This is a genomic window from Vibrio sp. ABH4_348, from assembly GCF_056159765.1.
In genome coordinates, this window is record NZ_JBSWVW010000002.1 from 1,058,757 (window position 1) to 1,077,963 (window position 19,207).

Annotated in this window: 15 protein-coding genes and 2 tRNA genes; 10 read left to right on the top strand and 7 right to left on the bottom strand. The window is 43.8% G+C overall.

The window, feature by feature from the left end; genetic code table 11:
- Positions 1-46: 46 nt before the first annotated feature.
- Positions 47-1,063 (bottom strand): GGDEF domain-containing protein, encoded by a 1,017-nt coding sequence (locus tag ACXAFJ_RS18680; protein WP_475325798.1) that lies wholly within the window; start codon positions 1,061-1,063, stop codon positions 47-49.
- Between the two features lie 172 nt (positions 1,064-1,235).
- The gene (locus tag ACXAFJ_RS18685; RefSeq protein ID WP_475325517.1) at positions 1,236-2,150 is read right to left on the bottom strand and encodes a chemotaxis protein; all 915 of its coding nucleotides are present in this window, start codon (positions 2,148-2,150) and stop codon (positions 1,236-1,238) included.
- Positions 2,151-2,382: 232 nt separating this feature from the next.
- On the opposite strand from ACXAFJ_RS18685, the gene ppiC reads away from it, so the two are divergent.
- A complete protein-coding gene (ppiC, locus tag ACXAFJ_RS18690) occupies positions 2,383-2,661 on the top strand; it encodes a peptidylprolyl isomerase PpiC (RefSeq protein ID WP_475325519.1) in 279 nt (92 codons plus the stop codon).
- Positions 2,662-2,753: 92 nt separating this feature from the next.
- Here ppiC and ACXAFJ_RS18695 read toward each other — a convergent pair whose 3' ends face one another.
- The 3 genes from ACXAFJ_RS18695 to ACXAFJ_RS18705 form a co-directional block, all read right to left on the bottom strand.
- Positions 2,754-4,607: a 5'-nucleotidase C-terminal domain-containing protein gene (locus ACXAFJ_RS18695; protein ID WP_475325520.1), complete on the bottom strand. Its 1,854-nt coding sequence runs from the start codon at positions 4,605-4,607 to the stop codon at positions 2,754-2,756.
- Positions 4,608-4,926: 319 nt separating this feature from the next.
- On the bottom strand, positions 4,927-5,943 hold the full coding sequence (gene ltaE / locus ACXAFJ_RS18700; RefSeq protein WP_475325521.1) for a low-specificity L-threonine aldolase: 1,017 nt from the start codon (positions 5,941-5,943) through the stop codon (positions 4,927-4,929).
- Positions 5,944-6,015: 72 nt separating this feature from the next.
- Positions 6,016-6,546, bottom strand: a complete 531-nt coding sequence (locus ACXAFJ_RS18705) for an NUDIX hydrolase (protein WP_475325523.1) — start codon at positions 6,544-6,546, stop codon at positions 6,016-6,018.
- A 304-nt stretch (positions 6,547-6,850) separates the two neighbouring features.
- Between ACXAFJ_RS18705 and ACXAFJ_RS18710 the strand changes: the two genes are divergently transcribed.
- From ACXAFJ_RS18710 to ACXAFJ_RS18730, 5 genes are all read left to right on the top strand, one after another.
- A complete protein-coding gene (locus ACXAFJ_RS18710) occupies positions 6,851-8,509 on the top strand; it encodes an ATPase RavA domain-containing protein (protein WP_475325524.1) in 1,659 nt (552 codons plus the stop codon).
- A gap of 9 nt (positions 8,510-8,518) precedes the next feature.
- Positions 8,519-9,976, top strand: a complete 1,458-nt coding sequence (gene viaA / locus ACXAFJ_RS18715) for an ATPase RavA stimulator ViaA (protein WP_475325525.1) — start codon at positions 8,519-8,521, stop codon at positions 9,974-9,976.
- 117 nt (positions 9,977-10,093) lie between these two features.
- Positions 10,094-11,983, top strand: a complete 1,890-nt coding sequence (locus ACXAFJ_RS18720) for a diguanylate cyclase (protein ID WP_475325527.1) — start codon at positions 10,094-10,096, stop codon at positions 11,981-11,983.
- Between the two features lie 241 nt (positions 11,984-12,224).
- On the top strand, positions 12,225-14,126 hold the full coding sequence (locus tag ACXAFJ_RS18725) for a beta-N-acetylhexosaminidase (protein ID WP_475325528.1): 1,902 nt from the start codon (positions 12,225-12,227) through the stop codon (positions 14,124-14,126).
- Positions 14,127-14,425: 299 nt separating this feature from the next.
- Positions 14,426-14,512: transfer RNA gene (locus ACXAFJ_RS18730), tRNA-Leu, on the top strand.
- Between the two features lie 58 nt (positions 14,513-14,570).
- Here the strand turns inward: ACXAFJ_RS18730 and ACXAFJ_RS18735 are convergent.
- On the bottom strand, positions 14,571-15,443 hold the full coding sequence (locus ACXAFJ_RS18735; RefSeq protein ID WP_475325529.1) for an NAD(P)-dependent oxidoreductase: 873 nt from the start codon (positions 15,441-15,443) through the stop codon (positions 14,571-14,573).
- 263 nt (positions 15,444-15,706) lie between these two features.
- Between ACXAFJ_RS18735 and ACXAFJ_RS18740 the strand changes: the two genes are divergently transcribed.
- Both ACXAFJ_RS18740 and ACXAFJ_RS18745 read left to right on the top strand, forming a co-directional pair.
- A tRNA-Cys gene (locus ACXAFJ_RS18740) sits at positions 15,707-15,780 on the top strand.
- Positions 15,781-15,930: 150 nt separating this feature from the next.
- A complete protein-coding gene (locus tag ACXAFJ_RS18745) occupies positions 15,931-16,176 on the top strand; it encodes a nitrite reductase (RefSeq protein WP_475325530.1) in 246 nt (81 codons plus the stop codon).
- A gap of 82 nt (positions 16,177-16,258) precedes the next feature.
- Here the strand turns inward: ACXAFJ_RS18745 and trxC are convergent, their stop codons facing one another.
- Positions 16,259-16,693, bottom strand: coding sequence for a thioredoxin TrxC (gene trxC / locus ACXAFJ_RS18750; RefSeq protein ID WP_475325532.1), 435 nt, complete (start codon positions 16,691-16,693; stop codon positions 16,259-16,261).
- 160 nt (positions 16,694-16,853) lie between these two features.
- Here trxC and ACXAFJ_RS18755 point away from each other — a divergent pair, with 160 nt between their 5' ends.
- Both ACXAFJ_RS18755 and ACXAFJ_RS18760 read left to right on the top strand, forming a co-directional pair.
- Entirely contained in the window at positions 16,854-17,939 is a 1,086-nt protein-coding gene (locus ACXAFJ_RS18755) for a beta-ketoacyl-ACP synthase 3 (RefSeq protein ID WP_475325533.1), read from the top strand.
- Positions 17,940-18,072: 133 nt separating this feature from the next.
- Complete coding sequence (locus ACXAFJ_RS18760; RefSeq protein WP_475325534.1) at positions 18,073-19,203, top strand: exonuclease SbcCD subunit D; 1,131 nt, start codon at positions 18,073-18,075, stop codon at positions 19,201-19,203.
- Positions 19,204-19,207 lie beyond the last annotated feature (4 nt).

The following is a 19,207-nucleotide window of genomic DNA, read 5'->3' on the forward strand; positions in this document are numbered from 1 at the left end:
ACGAGCATATGGCTCGTTTTTTTTAAGGTATGACAGTATTTCTGAATCAGAGCGGCATGACTCGATTACGTCCTAGTTGTTTAGCTTCGTAAAGTAGGGAGTCTGCTCGTTGAATTAGGTCTTCAGGCGACTCACCGTGTTTTAGCTCTGCAACACCAAATGACGCGGTAATTTGGCCCACGTGTTTGGAGGTGCGTCTGTCTTTCACTGTGATTCTTTCAATCGCCCGTCGCAAAGACTCCGCCATTTGCCTTGCTAAACGCAACGATTTGTTGGGAACAATCAAAGAAAATTCTTCTCCACCAAATCGATATGCAGAAATGCCATCACGAGCGGCGCTTTGAAGACGCTTGCCAATGGCCTTGATGACGGCATCGCCAAATAGATGACCATAATCGTCGTTGTAGGACTTAAAATGGTCAATATCCAAGATAATTAGGCTAAGTACCTGCTCGCCTTGAGACAGTACAGCTAGGTCTTGATTGAATGCACCTCGATTATACAATCCAGTGAGCCCATCGAATAAAGCGTCATGTTGCGCTTCAGCGAGTTGTGCTTTCAGTCTGGATATTTCATCCGAAGCGTTGGACAGTTGGTTGTTTAAAAACTGGGTTGAGTGACGGATTTCACGAGACTCATTGACCAGATTACGCACCACTGACATAACTTCTTCAATCGATAGTCCTTCGTCTTCAACTTGTTCTAATTTGGAAAAGCTTTTGTCTATCATGTCCGAAAATTGAGAGGTGTCGGACAAGGTATCTGTCATTGAACTGGCGACTTCATTTACCAGTAGTTCGATGCTTTCTCTGAGCTCACGGGCGTCGGTTTCCGCTTTTGTGGCAACATAGTTGTCGTAGAGCTTTTGAGTTTGTGTTGGTGGGCAGATCCCATTGAGCTTGATGAGGTCGTCCATCTCTTGTGTCAATTTCGGGATGGCGTTGTCGACATAGGTATACCAGAGCGCATAGTTAGTTGGCGTAGCTGCCACTTGACTCTTCATCATTAATGGAACCGCTTTGCGTAAGTTAGCGGTGGATTTTCTGAACTCGTCGTCGGCCATATTATTCTGTGTTACCCGATTCTCATTTAAGCCTAGTGTATAAGCGGTCGTATATCTGTTATTTGATGTCACTTTTTAATCTTCAGACAAACTGTTGCTCGAAACCACTGATTATTCTTGTTTTTGCATAGTTAACCGTAAAACTATGCAATTCAAATTGGTTGGTTCACGCCTAAGCTGGCGTTGGCTCTTCCAGTATCTTTGCACCTCGAAGCATAGCTTCGATCAATTCGGCTGCATTAAACTTTTCAAGGGCTTCCTTAGCACCTACTTGGTGCGCTCGGTCTAGACACATTTCACTAGAGAGCGAGGTATGTAAAATCACATAGGCTTTGTCTAGATCCGGGCTATTTTGAGTTTCAAAGGCCAACTCATAACCATCAAGTCCCGGCATTTCAATATCACTTACCAGCAAATCAATACCACGTCCCAAAGAAGAAAGCTCTCGCATTTTGACCAAGGCGTCATGCCCGTTGTTACACAAGTAGTAAGGAATATTAATACTATCTAAGGCATCGGAAAGCTGTTTTCTGGCGATTGAGGAATCGTCCACAAGCATGATGTTGAGCGCTTTCAATCTTTCTCGCTCGATATCTGTGAGCATAGGAATTTTGGTGGATTCATATTGTGGGTATATTTTCGAAAGCAACAATTCCACATCTAGCATCTGCACAATTTTGTCTTCATGCCGGGTAATACCAGTGACAAAGATGTTGTTTCCCGCTGACTCTGGGGCTGATTCTATGGTTCGCCAGTCACATTCAATGATCTTTTCGATACTTCGAACCATGAAGGCCACAACAGTGCGCAAGCAATCGGTCACGATCAGATAGCAAGACTCGTATTCTTCTTTTTGGATAGGGCGGAAGCCAATGGCGGCAGCCATATCTATTACCGGTACGGTCAGATCACGAACCGTAACCGTGCCAATAACATGATGATGCGAATACGGGATTTGTGTGGTTGGCAGATAGGTAATGATTTCACGAACTTTCAGTGTACCAATCGCGAATAATTGCTTCTGAGTGTTCAGCGTGAACATCAACATGCCTTGTGATTGATTTGCTTTACTGACAGTTTTAGCCATGGGTTACCTTAGTGATCACTATTGTTACAACACAAATTTTAATCTTATCCCTCAGAAACTCCAAACCCAGTATCGACATTTCTAATAGATAAGTTGTTGATTTAGGGTTTTCCTAAACGACTGGTTACAGTTTATAAGCTCTACTTTAGTTTAGTGCTAATTTGAAAAAGACTAATGACGTTAGTCATAGATTTATTATAATCGCGACAAATTGAAGTCGTTGGGGAAGAATATGGCTCGTACCGCAGCAGCATTGCACATATTGGTCAAGCATAAAGAGCAAGCAGAAGACATCGTCAAGCAGCTTAAGCGAGGCGCGAAGTTTCAAACTCTCGCTAAGAAATACTCATCATGCCCATCAGGTAAAAAAGGAGGCGACCTTGGCGAGTTCAAAAAAGGTCAAATGGTACCTCAGTTCGACAAAGTTTGTTTTAGCGGCGAAACACTCGTGCCTCACATTGTAAAAACCAAATTTGGTTGGCATGTGGTTAAGGTGTTATACCGGACTTAAGACCATCAGTTGGAATGTGCCGAAGAAGGAAAACAAAAAATGGGCCAAGCGTTAAGCTTGGCCCATTTAAATAGTGAACGTTTAAACGTCGTTTACTTTTTTGGTGTGAAAGTTTGAGTACTGCGGTCTTCAGCAGCGACAGGCTCAATCTTTTGACCATTTGCCGTCAATTCACGAACGTAATCAATGAAGGTTTCAGTGTATAGCTTCAATGTGTTCTCGTAGCGAGATTTGTCAGCTGATACTTCACCAAACGTAATGTAACCGTCTTTACCACGTGCGATGTAGTCGTTTGTTACTACAACTAGGACACGGTCATCTGCAAGTGAAGACCAAGAACCATCACCTTTTGCTTTCACTTCAAAGTTGTGAACGCGTTGACCAGCAGGGCGGTTGAAGTCTACGTCGTAGCGAATACCCGCTGCGTATGGGTAAGCACCATCAGAACCTTTGTCACTTCCGTCAACGTATTCAGCGTAAGCGGTATCTACAGCTTGGTTCAGAACTGTTTTAAGCTCTGCACCTGTCATAGTTAGGTTAACCATGGTGTTGCTAAATGGTAGTACCTTAGTCGCGTCAGCTGCGGTGAATACACCTTGAGTGATGTTGGCACGAGCACCACCACCATTCTGAATGGCAACGTCAGCACGTTTAGTTTGCGCTAAGAAAGCTTGTGCAACTAGGTCACCAACTTGAGAACCGTGCTTGTCAGTGTGATTATCACAGCCGTCTGCACCACTGTGCTTTTGCTGACCAGGAACGCGCTCGTAACACAGAAGCTCTGAAGATTGTGCAATCTCTTGAACTTTCAACTCGTCAAGTTTCTTAGAGTAGAAAGACAAAGTTTCTTGCGTCGCTGCGTCTGGCTTAACTTGGATTAAGTTTGGTTGCGCTTCGATGTCAGCAATAACTGCGTCTAGTGCAGCACCAGAGATAGGTTGACGCTTACCGCTGTCGTCTTTACGCGTAAAAGTGTCTCCAAGTAGTAGGTGAGGCGTACCGCCACATGCTGCTACTTTGCCTTCTGAATCAAATGAAACTGAAAGCTCGCCTAGGATTTGTGAGTATTGCCAAGCTTGCGCTACACACACTCGGTCGCCATCTTTGTTGGTCACTAGCGTTGGGTACGCGCCATCACTCTTAAGGCCAACGGCTTCAAAATCACCAAGCAGAGTATGTGAATCACCACCGATGATCACGTCTACGTCTGTCAGTTTTTCAGCTAACTGAAGGTCGTTGTTGTACTGGTAGTGAGTCAAAAGAACGATTTTAGAAATGTCCTGAGACACTAGCTCGTCAATGTATTTCTGAGCAGTTTCAACTTCATCAAGGAACTGAGTGGTTTTATCAGGGTTTGATGAATTCATTGTTTTGTTAGCGATGTCGATACCAACAATACCAATTTTTTGGTCACCGTACTGTTTTACCGTGTATGGCTTGAAGTAATCATTCGCTGAGTCCTGAGCTAGAGGCGATACACCTTGCTCAGGGATAACGTTTGCTGCTAGTACTTCTGTTGAACAGTTGCCTTCGTTCATCCAGTCTAGGAAGCGAGCAAGACCTGCGTCACCGTCATCAAATTCATGGTTACCCAACGCGAACGCGTCGAAACATGCGTGATTCATCATCGCTGCATCGGCTTCGCCTTTAAATAGCGCGTAGTACAACGTACCAGAGATCGCGTCACCAGCATGTAGCTTAAGCACGTTAGTGTTAGCTTCAGCGCGAGCATTCAGCGCAGATACTACCGCAGGGAAACCACCTACTTGAGCGTAAGTTGTCTCACCACCAAGTTTTAGCTTCTGACGAGAAGGCTCTAGATGCGAGTGATGGTCGTTGATATGTAGGATAGTTAGGTCAAATGGGGCGTTATTCGAATTGTCCTTAGCACATCCCGAAGCAACCACGGCCGATAACAAGGCTAATGCCAATGGGCTTTTTTTCATTTTCAGTCCCTATAATTACTGTGTTAGAAGTTGGCTTTTTTCAGAGGTTCAGATTATAGATTTGAAATGACCTCGATCTTGCATTGATATGACACTTTTGAGAACGCAATCGGTTGCGGCGGCTGATGTTCGAACAAAATGTGAAAGGGCGTGAATAACCAAGTGATATGCGTCGAACACTTATTGTCCGATAGTAATTTTAAGCGAATGAAGGCGCTTTCATATTCTTACAGTGAATAAAATGATGAGCAGCATTAACCTTGTATAATTGCTGTTCATCATTTGTTTTAAAGAGATCTTAAGTTGCTCGGCTATGGGCTTATCGATTGGATTGGTTGAAACGGTCAATAGCGTCAATCAGTTTATGAATATCTTGCTCGTTAATGCCGTTATGAGTGACAAACCGCATTGGCCTCGCTGCAGAAAGCTTGAAACCTTGATCAGTCAGATAAGACACCAATGAGTCTAATGGATAGTCGATGTCGATCTTCGCAAATACGATGTTGGTAGCCACATGGTGCGGATTAACTTGAAAGCCGTCTAATTGACTTAGTTTATGTGCTAGAAGTTTCGCGTTTTGATGGTCACTGGCAAGTTGTTTAGGACCCTGTTCCAAGGCATATCTACCAGCGGCAGCGATGAAACCTACCTGTCTCATCGCACCTCCTAACATTTTCCTAAGCCTTCTGGCCTTGCTGATTAGTTCGGCATTTCCAAGGAGTAGTGAGCCTATTGGCGCACCGAGACCTTTGGAAAGGCAAATTGTCATGCTATCAAAATATTTTGCTATCTCGACAATATTAATTTTGAGCGCGACCGCTGCGTTGTAGACTCTTGCACCATCAAGATGTAATTGCAGTTCGTGTTCACTGCAAAACTGACGCGCTCTTGCCAAGTACTCAAGTGGGAGTATTTTTCCGTTAATGGTATTTTCAAGACTTACCAGTTTTGTTCGCGCAAAATGAAAATCGTTGGGTTTGATCGCGGCCTTTAGCTTGCTGAGACAGATGGTGCCGTCCGGTTCGTTTTCGATTGGTTGCGGATGAATCGATCCCAATACCGCAGCGCCACCAGCCTCGTACTTGTAGTTATGGGCTTGCTGGCCACATAGATACTCATCACCGCGTTCACAATGTGCCATTAGCGCAATGAGATTTGCTTGGGTACCCGATGAAACAAAAATCGCTGCTTCAAAGCCATGTCTTTCAGCCGCCCAAGTTTCAAGCTGATTTACAGTTGGATCGTCTGAGTAAACATCATCACCTACTTCGGCAGCTAACATTACTTGGAGCATCTCATGATTTGGTTTTGTCACAGTATCAGAACGAAAGTCCATGTTTTTCTCCCAGGTGTGGCAATTATTTAGATGTAGGAAAAGTTACTGCTTAAATGTTGTAGTGAACAATTGTTAAAGCGATCCAAGTAACTTGGCTTTAAACAAGCAGGCTAATGTTTTTGCGTCCCAAATCGTGCCGTCGGTGATCATTTGTTCGACTTTGGCTGTGGGAATCAATTGCACGTCAATGACTTCGTCTTCATCACAAACAAAGCGGTTAGTGTGTTCAAGATCAGTTGCCAAATACAAATGCTGAATTCCAGAACAAAAGCCTGGCAACGGGACGACGCTTCCCAATTCTTTCCAAGACTTCGCACTGTAGCCCGTTTCTTCTTCTAGTTCCCTTTTAGCACAAGACAGTGAAGGTTCGTCGCCTTCGATGGTGCCAGCGGGAAGTTCAAGTAGCCATTGATTTAGGGAAGGGCGATATTGGTTGATCATCAATATGTTGCCAAGAGCATCAATGGGAAGGATAACCGCCGCTCCTGGATGAGTAACAGACGTATGATTAATAGATTTTCCGGTTGGTAAGATCACTTCAGATTCAGTTAACTCAATGTGTCTTTTCCAGCGGTGGATGGTTTTTTTAGACGTTACAGACATTTTTTCTAGTTATTAATACCTGGCCAACAGACCACAAAACAACGGTGTGGCATCACATTACAACGACCGTTTGACGGGCCACAACCTTAGCGACAATTGATACGCAAAAAAAGGCATAACTCAAAGGCATCAATACTTCGCTTAGCGATTGTGAGCTAACTCTCATTAGTGCAAACAAAGTTTTCGATGCAATGTAGGTAGCTCACCTTTGCTATAAATGCGCCTTTGTAGCATTTTGAAATACATAGTAACATGATAATAACAATTAGATTGTCAATGTATAACAACACCAGAAATCGCGTCTATGATATCAGCCAATCCACAGTCCCATTCTCAAAAAGCCCTGTTGTCAGAGCGAATCAACAAGCTAGCCAACGCTTTGTCTGAAGGTGTATATGAGCGAGAAATTCCAATAAAACTGTGTTTGTTGGCGGCGTTATCAGGAGAAAGTGTCTTTTTACTCGGGCCACCAGGGATCGCAAAAAGTTTAATTGCAAAGCGCTTGATTCAAGCGTTTGAACAATCTTCATATTTCGAATATTTGATGACGCGTTTCTCCACACCTGAAGAAGTGTTTGGTCCATTGAGTATCCAAGAACTCAAGGACAACGGCAAGTATGTTCGACTTACTGAAGGCTACTTGCCAACGTCTCAAGTGGTTTTTTTAGATGAAATTTGGAAAGCAGGACCAGCAATTTTAAATACGCTTTTGACTGTGGTGAATGAAAAAACATTCAAAAACGGCAGTGAACAGCAACAGGTGCCAATGCGTCTCCTCGTGTCTGCTTCTAATGAACTTCCTGATGAAGATAGTGGGCTAGAAGCGCTTTATGATCGCATGCTGGTTCGATTATTTGTCAATCGAATTCAAAACAAGCAGAACTTCAAGTCAATGTTAAGTGTTGGTACTGAGCTTGAGGCACAGGTGCCACAAGAACTAGCAATTAGTGATGACGAATATTTCACCTGGCTTAAAGAACTGAACTCTGTTCCGTTGACGGACGAGCTTTTCGAAAAACTGTACCAGTTAAAAACCATGCTAGAACTTAGCGCGAGTCAACACGGAGAGTTGTCTGAAGATGAGTGTTATGTTTCTGACCGCCGTTGGAAAAAGTCTCTGAGGTTGCTTAAAGCCAGCGCGTTTTTTAACGGACGAGATTCAATTAATCCGCTTGACCTGCTGCTTCTCCAAGACTGCTTGTGGAATAGCCCAGCGTCTAGAGAGGTGGTCAGTCAGGTTATTAAAGACTTTGCCTTGAACTATGCCTTTGACCAAAAGCTGGTTGCCGAGAAGTTAGCTGAAAGCCAAGAGCGACTCAACGATGTGCAAGAAAAAATAGAGAACAAGTTTGCGATAACACTCGTTCATGAGAGCGCGAGTGGTCTCCTTAAAAAATCTGGTTATGCGTTTGATTTAAGCACAACCAATAAATACAAAGTTGGGCCAACTCCTAATTTAGTTAAGTTGGTTTTGTTGCAAAGCAATATGTCGGTTTCTGAGATCGAAAAAGGTGACACGCGCTGGATCTATGTCCCTGAAAATGAGCTGGCTAAAGTTATTCAACAAGGTGGTGGTGATGTTTATGGTTACGTTAACCAAAATACCACCTTATGCAAAATTCACTTTGATATTGATGCTAGCGAGCAGTTAGTTGTCAAAGACATCGCAAACCGTAGCGTATTAGCGGCGGCGGTTGACAAAAACATTTGGGACCAAACCGAATTTGACCAATGGTTGGTGGAAGCGCAAGGTGCGCTGGAATTGGTATCACAATCTGAAGTGTCTCTAAGAGATGCTAAGGCGTCATTCCACAGTGCATTACCTCATAACTTCTTAGATCAAGATATTCCCCGTGTATTAGAAAATGGTATTCAGGCGCTGCAATCGCAGCTTGACTCCGTGAAAGCTGAGTGTGAACGCGTGATCCAACGCTTTAGCCAGCTACCAAATTACTACCAATAGGTTGGTGTTATGTTAGGTGTTGACGGACTTAGTTTAGCAATGGCATTAGCCGACTCGGGCGTCATCGATGCGGCCGTGAACGAAGTTATGTCGAGAACTCAAGTCATCCCTGGTATCGAAAACAAGGCGATGAAACGCTCTGTGAAAAACCACTTAAATAAGTGGCGTGGCAAGGTGAAGACAAAATTAACGGATGTCTGTGAAACGGAACGCTTTCAACAAGAGTTACAACTGTACCAAGAAGTGATCTACTGGACGGAAGATGAGTTCTTTCAAAAAATTGATGGTGTCGTCAAACAGTTAGAGTGGCACTCTGCTTTCTATTTGCAAGCCCGTCGAATGCTAGACAAAAACAAAGGGTTAACTAACCCTATGTTCCCACATTACTTTTGCGACCAGTGGTACAACTCCTTAGCCGATGCCATTCAAGAAGCGCAACTTACTGAACTGGAAAGTCGAAAAGAAAAAGTACTGGCAGATTTGTATCAGCGTATGGAGACCATGCGTACTATTGATGATGTGACCAGCACAGGCGATGTGTCTAAGATTGGGCGCTTGTGGGATATGGCAGCAGCCAAATTGTCGAAAAATGATATCTCAACGCTGCAAGCTCATGCAGAATTTTTGAAAAAGCACACTGATATTACTGAAGTAGCTGAAAAACTTGGCAGGATGGCTTCTCAAGTGGACGATCCTTCACTGAGAATAGATACCCAAGACAATGTGGTTTTGGTTGAAGAGCAAAGTGATGAGGCGACAGACGATATCGTCGGTATTCACGAAAGCGATGATATTAATCGCATGTTACCTAACGAGACCATGTTTTTGGCCTACCCGGAGCTTGAAGTTGTGTTCTACAAGCATTTGGCTGACAAACGATTATTGAATTACAGAACCAAGGGCAAAGCTCGAACGGTTAAAAAGGTCACGGCTGCAAAACCGAAAGACAATGAGCAAAAAATTGAGAAAGGGCCGTTTATTGTTTGTATTGATGCGTCAGGTTCTATGGCCGGATTCCCAGAGCAAGCCGCAAAAGCAATGGCTTATGCATTAATGCAAATTGCGTTAGCCGAAGAAAGAGATTGTTACGTCATTTTGTACTCAACGGAGTACATCACTTATGAATTGACCAAACAAGATGGTCTAAAAGAAGCCAGCGATTTTCTCAGTTATACATTTCATGGTGGGACCGATCTAGAGCCTGTGTTATTGAAGTCTTTGGAACTAATGAACGGAGATGTGTATCGCAACGCAGATCTCGTCGTTATTTCAGATTTCATCGTACCGAAACAGTCAGATGAGATCTTGTCCTCTGTCGAGCAACTCAAACTCAAACACAATCGCTTTCATGCGGTCAGTTTATCCAAATATGGTAACCCTAAAGCTATGAGCATGTTTGATTTTACTTGGTCCTACCATCCGAACTTGATGGGACGATTATTCAATCGAACCAAAGACAAATCCTGATAGCGTTATCACTGGGCAAAAAATTGCCAGCACATCATTAGTTTAACCGAGTCTATGACCTTGCATCTGTGACCGTGAAGGCTACGCTTTAAGTATGGTTGCGAGCAGATAGATAATGTGAAAAACACTTCAATTCGTATTCAAATGAAATACGTCTTATCTTTTATGCTTTTTGGGTTGAGTATCGCTTTGGTCTCGACCATTCTATTTTTTCAAGCAGCCAAAACCAATGAGCAACAGCTAACCCAGGAATATGTTAAGAGCCATTTAAACAAAGCTCGCTCTGCATATGACGTATATATGATGCCGGGTTTAAATACACTCAAAAGCCTCAAAAAAAGTACCACGCTGAAAGCATTTCTTAATGACCGAAACAACCCAGAACAACTAGAGCAGATTCAACAAACTCTAACCGACCTTGCCAACTCGCATTCGTCTATTTATCAGATTCGGTTGTTAGATAAACAGGGCATGGAAATGGTTAAGATAGCCAAGCATCAAGGATTTGCTGAGCCAAACCAAAAGTTACAAGACAAAAGTGCTCGCTACTATTTCCAAACGACACGTTTATTGCCAGAAAATGTATTTTGGTTTTCGGATATTGTTTTGAATGTTGAAAATGGTCAGATACAGATTCCTTATCTGCCAACATTGCGTATGAGCTCACCGTTATACCAAGGGATGCAGTTCTCGGGTATCGTTGTCGTCAACTTGGACGTCACTGGTTTACTGGATTCCGTCACGCGCCTTACAGGACATCATGTCGATTTGGTCGATGCGTCTGGTTACTTCATCTATTCCAGTGAGGCAGGACTAAGATGGTCGAAATACAATAGTTCAGCATTTCGTGTTGAAGATATCTATATGAAAAGTTTGGCGAGTTTGTTAGAGGGGGATAGTCGAAACGCGTTTCCAATTTTTCAGAGTGAATACTCAGATCAATATCTGTATTTGCTGGTAAGGCCGTCTAGTGAGGCGAGTTCTGGGCTAAGTAAAGATTTGATTAACACATTGTTCGTCGCGGGCATTCTGTCACTTGTGGCTATTCCGTTAGGTGTGTTTATGGCGTTGCGAGCTGCTCGATCAGAGAAACAATTGGTTCGGCTAGCAAATAGTAACGAACACTACCTATCACTTATTAATGAAACCATTCCCTCCATACATTTTGATTTTCGCGGGTACATCGTAGATATCAGTAAGGCTTTCACCACTCTAACGGGGTTTCAAACTCAAGATCTAAGTCACCGACACCTTACCTCCATTTTTCATCCTGATGTATCAGAAGAACTGGTTAAGGGTATGTGGCACCAAATTGATACTGAGAGTAATTGGCGTGGTGAGATTGAAATTCAAGACAAACAAGGCAATTCAATTTGGCTTAGAACATGGATTCATCCTGCTGACCTAGAACAACTAGATGAAGGGGGATTTACCTGTATAGGCCATGATATCACCGATAAAAAAGCCGTAGAGCGAATGGCACAAACTGATGCTCTCACCGGCATCGCCAATCGAATGAAGCTCGATGAGAAGCTGCTTGAAGAGAGCAACCGAACAACGCGTTACGGTGGCGTATTTTCGGTAATTATTATCGATATCGATTATTTTAAACACATTAACGATAGACACGGTCATCTGGTTGGCGATCAAGTGCTTGTTGCGTTTGCCGACTTTTTGAAATTCCACCTTCGTAAAACTGACTTGGTTGGTCGCTGGGGTGGTGAGGAGTTTTTAATTGTTTGTCCTGAAACCGATGTGAAAAATGCAGCCATTCTTGCCAATAAGCTTCGTTTGATGATTTACAATTCTGAATTTGCAGGCTTAAAAGACATTACCGCTAGCTTTGGGGTGTCGGTGTACTATCCTTCATCAAGCCTAAAAATAGTCATAGAAGAAGCGGACAATATGCTCTATCGCGCTAAACAAGACGGGCGAAATTGTGTTCATGTCTGCAACGACAACAATCCGGTTATCCCTTTTCCCAAATCCAAACCGGAGCTCAAATAAATAGCTGTTCGCTCCTCATAGTGCTGCAAGCATGCTTATCTTAGGTTCACTTTTAATCTGACTCGCCAAATGTGCGCTCTATCATACTTAGTTAGCAAATGAGAGTTTTGCATAAGTTTTAGCAAGATTTCTGGCTACTTTTCTTTGTTGTTACTCGTAGACTGCCTGTATCAAATCTGATGTCGACACGAATAACTGAGTGAAACCAGTTTGTGTTGTAACTTATAGGAATATGATGAATATGAGTGAAAAATCCATCCAGTTTAATGTTAACTTCATCGCTAATGTGCCCGGTGATACAAGGGTTGAGTTTATATTGGTCAATCAGTCTGAGCAGACGTTGAAAGATTTTGAGCTCAATTTCGACTTCTCTCGTGAAGTAATGCGAGACTCAGTGGAGAATGCCATTCTTGTTAGCCAACAAGGCTCGCATTGCGTATTTTCATTACTAGAAGGCCAAGAACTAGCACCTGGCGAAAAATGGGCGTTTCGCATAAAAAGTCCAACAGGTCGTATTCAAAACATGGCTGAGATGCCGATTGCCATTTATCTAACAGGTAGCACAGGCTACTTGCCCCTTGAGCTGACAGAGCACAATTTGCAGCAATTCTCGCCTCTAGACCTACTAGAACAAACGTTGCCACAAGCTGAGCTTGGGGTTGTACCAAAGCCTCAAAAGCAAGTTGTGAAAGACGGTTTCTTCTCATTGCCGAATTCTCTCGGATTTTCAGTACCAGAAGGTTTAGATATTAGTGGCTCAGTTGCTTGGTTTAATGAACAGCTAGTAGGAACCACTGAGCTTGTACAAGATTCTGAAAATCAGTTGGAGTTTGCATTAACTGAACAAGAAGATGAAGCCTACTCATTGCAGATCAACAGCCAGAACATTGTGATTCAGGCCGGAAGCAAAAACGGCTTCTTGTACGCACTGGTTTCGCTTGCCCAATTGATTCAACAACAGGGTAATCAGTTAGTTTGCATGGACGTTGAAGATGCGCCGAGGTTCGGGTATCGAGGTCAGATGTTAGATTGCTGTCGTCATTTCCACAGTATCGATACCGTAAAAACTATCCTTGACCAAATGGCGTGGTTGAAGCTCAACCGGTTCCATTGGCATTTGACCGACGATGAGGGGTGGCGCGTAGAAATCGATGCGTATCCTCAATTGACAGAAATTGGTGCGTGGCGTGGAGACGATGAAGTACTCTGCCCGCAATTTGGTACCGGGCCTCGACGTTACGGTGGATATTACACTAAAGCCGAAATGCGCGATGTTGTTGCCTATGCGGAGCAGCGAGGTATTGTCGTTGTACCTGAAATCGATGTTCCTGGACACGCCAGAGCTTTGATCAAATCGCTACCCGAACTATTGGTTGAAGATGCCGACGAGTCGGAATTTATCTCGATTCAACAGTACCGCGATAACGTGCTCAACCCTGCATTACCGAGTTCAATGGCAGTGCTAAAAACCATTCTTGATGAAGTGTGTGAGATTTTCCCTTCCAAGGCAATCCACATGGGTGCCGATGAAGTGCCTGAAGGGGTCTGGGAGTCATCGCCTGCTGCTTTAGCTTTAGCGAAGGAATTACAACTTGCTGATGTGCGAGAGCTCCAAGGGTACTTTATGCGTCAGCTTCAAGACTATCTTCGCTCGAAAGGCAGAGATATGCTGGGTTGGGAAGAGGCCATTCAAGGAGATACGCTTGAAAAAGATGTGACTATCTTCTCGTGGCGTGGAGTCGAGGCCGGCGTCGAAGCGGCCAACAAAGGTTACAATGTGGTGATGACACCAGCAAAATACACTTACTTAGATCTTGCTTGGAATCGCGATATTCATGAATACGGTGTGCTTTGGGGTGGTAATGTCACGCTACAGACATGTTATGACTACGAGCCAGTGAACGGTGATTTACAAGAACACGCTAAGCCCAAGATAAAAGGTATTCAAGCGCAATTGTGGTGTGAATACGTTGAGAACAAAGATCAAGTCGAGTTCTTGTTGTTCCCACGTCTTATGGCGGTGGCGGAAACGGCTTGGACTCTAGCTGAGCACAAAGATTGGAACAATTTCTTGGGACGTGTGGTGCATCAGATCGACCGTCTAGATCGTCAAGGTATCAATTACCGCGCCATGCAAAGATAATCAAAGATAATCAAAGATAATCAAAGATAAGCAAAGATAATCAAAGATAAGCAAAGATAACCCTACAGGTTTGCAACACTGTTAGCTCAGCCTGACATCGTCGGGTTGGGCTTTTTAGTTAATGAGCCTTAAAACAGGTGTGTAAATTCCAAACTATAGAACTTGGATTATTAATCAGAACGTTGGTTACTTAGCCAAACGAAACAATTGTGAAAATAAACGTTTGACTAAGCACAGATTTGTTGTAAATTACCGCTCGTCCTCAAGGACAGATGGTGTCACCATCGCTTAATTGCGTTGCCCTGGTGGTGGAATTGGTAGACACAAGGGATTTAAAATCCCTCGGCGTTCGCGCTGTGCCGGTTCAAGTCCGGCCCGGGGCACCATCACTTTTCAGCAATGTATACCCCCTCGATTTTTTACTTTCGATAGCTATTACTAGCCTTAGTCTTCCTTCAGCGATTTAATAAGCACCGACGTATCCATACGACCCAAACCTTTGTTTTGAAGTTGTTGATACTGGCTATCGACTTTTTCAGTCAGAGGTAGCTTAACACCGAGTTTATTGGCTTCGTCTAGGCAAAATCCCAGATCTTTTCGCATCCAATCAATCGCAAAGCCAAAATCGAACTTGTCTTGAGACATAGTTACAGCGCGGTTTTCCATCTGCCAAGACCCTGCCGCACCGTGTTTGATAACATTCACCACCTGTTCGATATCCAAACCAGCTTTTTCAGCCAGCAATAATGCTTCGCTTAACCCTGACAAGACACCTGCGATACATATCTGATTGACCATCTTGCATCGTTGCCCTTGGCCGTGTGTGCCAATTAAATCAGCCTGCTTGGAATAACAAGCCATAATGGGTTGAACAGTGTCAAAAGTCTTTTGGTCACCACCACACATTACGGTTAGTACGCCGTTTTCTGCGCCCGCTTGCCCGCCAGACACTGGTGCATCAAGAAATGAGATACCACGCTTTGCACAAGCTGCCGCTAACTCTTCTGCTAAATTTGCTGACGTTGTTGTGTGGTCGACAAGTACGCTACCGGGTTGCATTGATTGCAAAACTCCGTCGGCACCTAAGGTGACTTGTCTGACATCGTCGTCATTACCCACACACAAGAATACAACGTCTTGTCCGGCTGCGGCAGATTTAGGTGTGTCAAATGCCGTGCCGGCGTACTGCACTGACCATTTTTGAGCTTTAGCAAACGTACGGTTGTAGACGTGTGTATTGTGACCGGCTTTGCTGAGATAGCCAGCCATCGGATAACCCATTACGCCAAGTCCAATAAAAGCAACATTCGTTGTCATTGTGATACCTAGTTGTTTGATGTGTGATGTTTGAATTAGTACTTCTAGTTTTTTTGATTATTGAGGCCGAAAATCCCAATGGCCAAACTCAGATTACTGAGCCAAAGCTTGGGAAACAAGAGGCAGTGACCAATATTGACTATTTGACAGGCAAAACGAAGTAAAACTGTCCACTTAGAATGTCGTGTGAAAATAAGTGGTTGACTCTAAGAGTGAATGATTTAAAGTACGCCTCGTTCTCACGGCAAAGCTGTGTTTTCAGAGGCGCGTTGGCAGAGTGGCTATGCAGCGGATTGCAAATCCGTGGACCTCGGTTCGACTCCGGGACGCGCCTCCATTTTCTCTTCTTTTCTCCTGTTCTAAAATCCAGCATCACTAAGTAAAACCCAACTCACATCTTTCTTATTGCACACAGACTTTTAAGTACCGAAATAGCACAAATTTTAATACCCTAGCACAATAGTTTTATCATTATAGGGTTGGTGTTATGTTTGATTTTTTAACTATTGTTGTCATTTTTTCGGCTGTATTTGGCTTTAGCATCGTTAAAGCAGTTCTTAATCACAAAAAAGAAATGAAAGCTATGGAAGTTACCAATGGCGAAGGCAAGTGGAAGTCTGAAAAACAAGATATGCAAAACAAAATCGACAAACTAGAACAGCGTGTGATTGTTTTGGAAAAAATCGTTACCGACCAGAAGTTCGACCTTAAACAAGAAATTAATGCACTCTAGTTCCCTAGAAGTGTAACTTGAAATAGTACCGATAATGCCTCCCAATTAGGGAGGCATTGTTGCACTTAGGGCCAAGTTATTACTATTTGGCGACTGCTGCATTCAGCCATTGAGTAAATTGTCCTTTTGGCAATGCGCCATTGATTACGTCAACACGTTTACCGCCTTTAAATACCATTACTGTCGGAATACTCCTGATTTGGTATTGACCGGCAAGCATCTGTTCTTGTTCTGTATTGATTTTTACGAAACGTACCTCGCCGGACATTTCTTCAGCGACGTCTTCAAATACCGGAGCAAACCCGACACAAGGGTTACACCAAGGAGCCCAAAAATCGATAACAACGGGTGTTTTGCTATTCAGCAGTGCCGACAAATTTTGTGTCGTACCTTCAATGGGTTTTCCGTCAAGAAGTGGCTGTTTGCACTTCCCGCAGGTTGGCGTTTCGTCGATTCGTTCGAGTGGTACGCGGTTGACACTTGAGCAGTGTGGGCATCGAGTATTGAAAGTTGACATATGACTCACTTGTAATTTTCGCGCAACGAAGCGCTTTTGTTTTTATTGGTAGATCCTAGTGACCCAAAGCGGATTATCAAACTTTCGAATATGCGCTCTGCAATCACTTAGGTATAAACTAATAAATAAGGTCGTGTGCAATAAAATCAATGGGTGAGCTATGACAAAGTACTTCGCGGATATCACGGGTTGGGGAAAATGTTTACCACCAGCGAAATTGAGCAACGCGGATTTAAGTACTTTCTTAGATACCTCTGATGAGTGGATTCGCTCCCGGACAGGTATTTGTGAACGTAGAATTAGCCATGTTAATACATCTGACTTAGCAACTGTTGCCGCCAAACATGCAATGGCGACCGCGGGGTTACAGCCAGAAGACATCGACTTAATCATTGTCGCAACATGCTCTCCGGATTCTTTAATTCCCAATATTGCCTCAAAAGTTAGTCAAAATCTTGGTGTTGTCGGTGGGACGGCGTTCGATCTAAATGCTGCTTGCACTGGGTTTGTTTACGCACTTGAAACTGCGACACGTCTAATTCAGGCGGGTCAATACCAACACGCAATAGTAATTGGTGCGGAGAAATTGTCCTTCTATATAGATTGGACATTGCGTGATACCGCTGTGTTATTTGGAGATGGTGCCGGGGCCGTCACTCTTAGTAAGACTGAGCAAACCGTTGGTTTGCAATCCGCGAAATTGGGCTGTGATTCACAAGGTCGTGAGATTTTAGCTGTACCAAAATTTGGTACTTGTATGGATAGGTTTGATCCTGCAAACGGGTATTGGCAATTTAACTTTGAAGGACGCGAGATTTTTAAACGCGCGGTCAAAGGCATGGGTTCAGCGCTAGAAAGTGTACTAAAACAGAGTCAACTGCCGATGGAGCAGATTGACTTGTTGATTCCGCATCAAGCCAATATCCGAATCATTCAAACCCTAGCTGACCTCGCCAAGCTCAATTCCGAGCAAGTGTTTATCAATATTCAACACTATGGCAATACGTCTGCGGCAACAGTACCAATCGCATTATGTGAAGCAATGGAACAGGGTCGAATTAAGCCCGGTGACAATTTGCTGCTTGCCGCATTTGGTGCCGGTCTCACATGGGGAGCCAGTCATATTCGATGGGGTGACAGAGTGACGCCAATTGCGCAAAGTGACGCGGTGTTACCTGATTGCGATAAAAGCGCAATAGAACTATTGGAAACGGCTATCGAGTGTTGTCGAAGCCGTGTTACGTAAAATAGTTTAGCTATCAAACCGCAGCCTTTTATCAATTCCAGCTTTTTCCAATCTAATGGACAAAAAGCGGAAGCATAACTGTAAAGAAGACAGTACCATAGAGGCCAAATCATAAGAATGATCAAGGGCGTTCATGAAGTTTCTGCACACCTCGGATTGGCACCTAGGCCGACAGTTCCACAACGTTTCGTTACTTGATGATCAGGTGGTTGTTCTCAACCAAATCATCGATTACATCAAGCAAAATCCGGTGGATGCATTAGTCGTCGCTGGGGATATCTACGATCGTTCGGTTCCACCGACTGCTGCGATAGAGGTAATGAACCAATTCGTCAATCAAGTGTGTGGTGACTTAAACTTGCCTGTCATCCTAATTCCGGGTAACCACGATGGCGCTCAGCGACTCGGTTTTGGTTCAGGACGAATGAAAAGTGCAGGGTTACACATTCTGTCCGACTTTGAGCAAATGCTTACGCCGGTTGTTGTTGAGTCTGACAATGGGCCAGTTGCCTTCTACGGCATGCCTTATAGCGATCCAGAGCAAGTTCGTCATTACTTCAAGCAGCCAGTGTCGACACACGACGAGGCTCATCGACTACTTACCCAGCAAATCTGTCAGCAATTTAAGCCATCGCATAAAAACGTGTTGATTAGCCACTGCTTTGTTGATGGCGCCATTGAATCAGACTCAGAGCGTCCTTTGTCTATTGGCGGTTCGGATCGCGTCAGCCATGAGCACTTCACTTCATTTGATTACGTTGCCCTTGGGCATCTTCATCAGCCACAAAAAAAGGGTGAAGAGTATATTCGGTATTCCGGCTCTTTAATGAAATACAGTTTCTCTGAACAGCATCAAAATAAAGGTATGACGTTGGTCGAGTTTGACGAGGCGGGTTTCAAGCAGTCTACCCACATTGACCTAACAGCCCCTCATGAGATGCGTATTGTAGAGGGCGAGATGGAAGATCTGCTAGCTACTGGCAAAACTGATCCAAAGTTTGATGATTATCTAATGGTTCGTTTACTCGATAAACACGCGATTCTTAATCCAATGGACAAACTACGTGCGGTGTATCCAAACGTCTTGCATCTTGAGAAACCCGGGATGCTGGTGGGGGTTGAACAGCAAATGGCCAAAGCTAGGTTAGCGCGAAGTGAAATGGACATGTTTCGTGATTTTTATTTAGAAGCACAAGATTCATCACTGAGTGATGAACAAGAAAGCGCACTCTCTGACATCCTCAAGCAACTGACAAAGCAGTAACCGC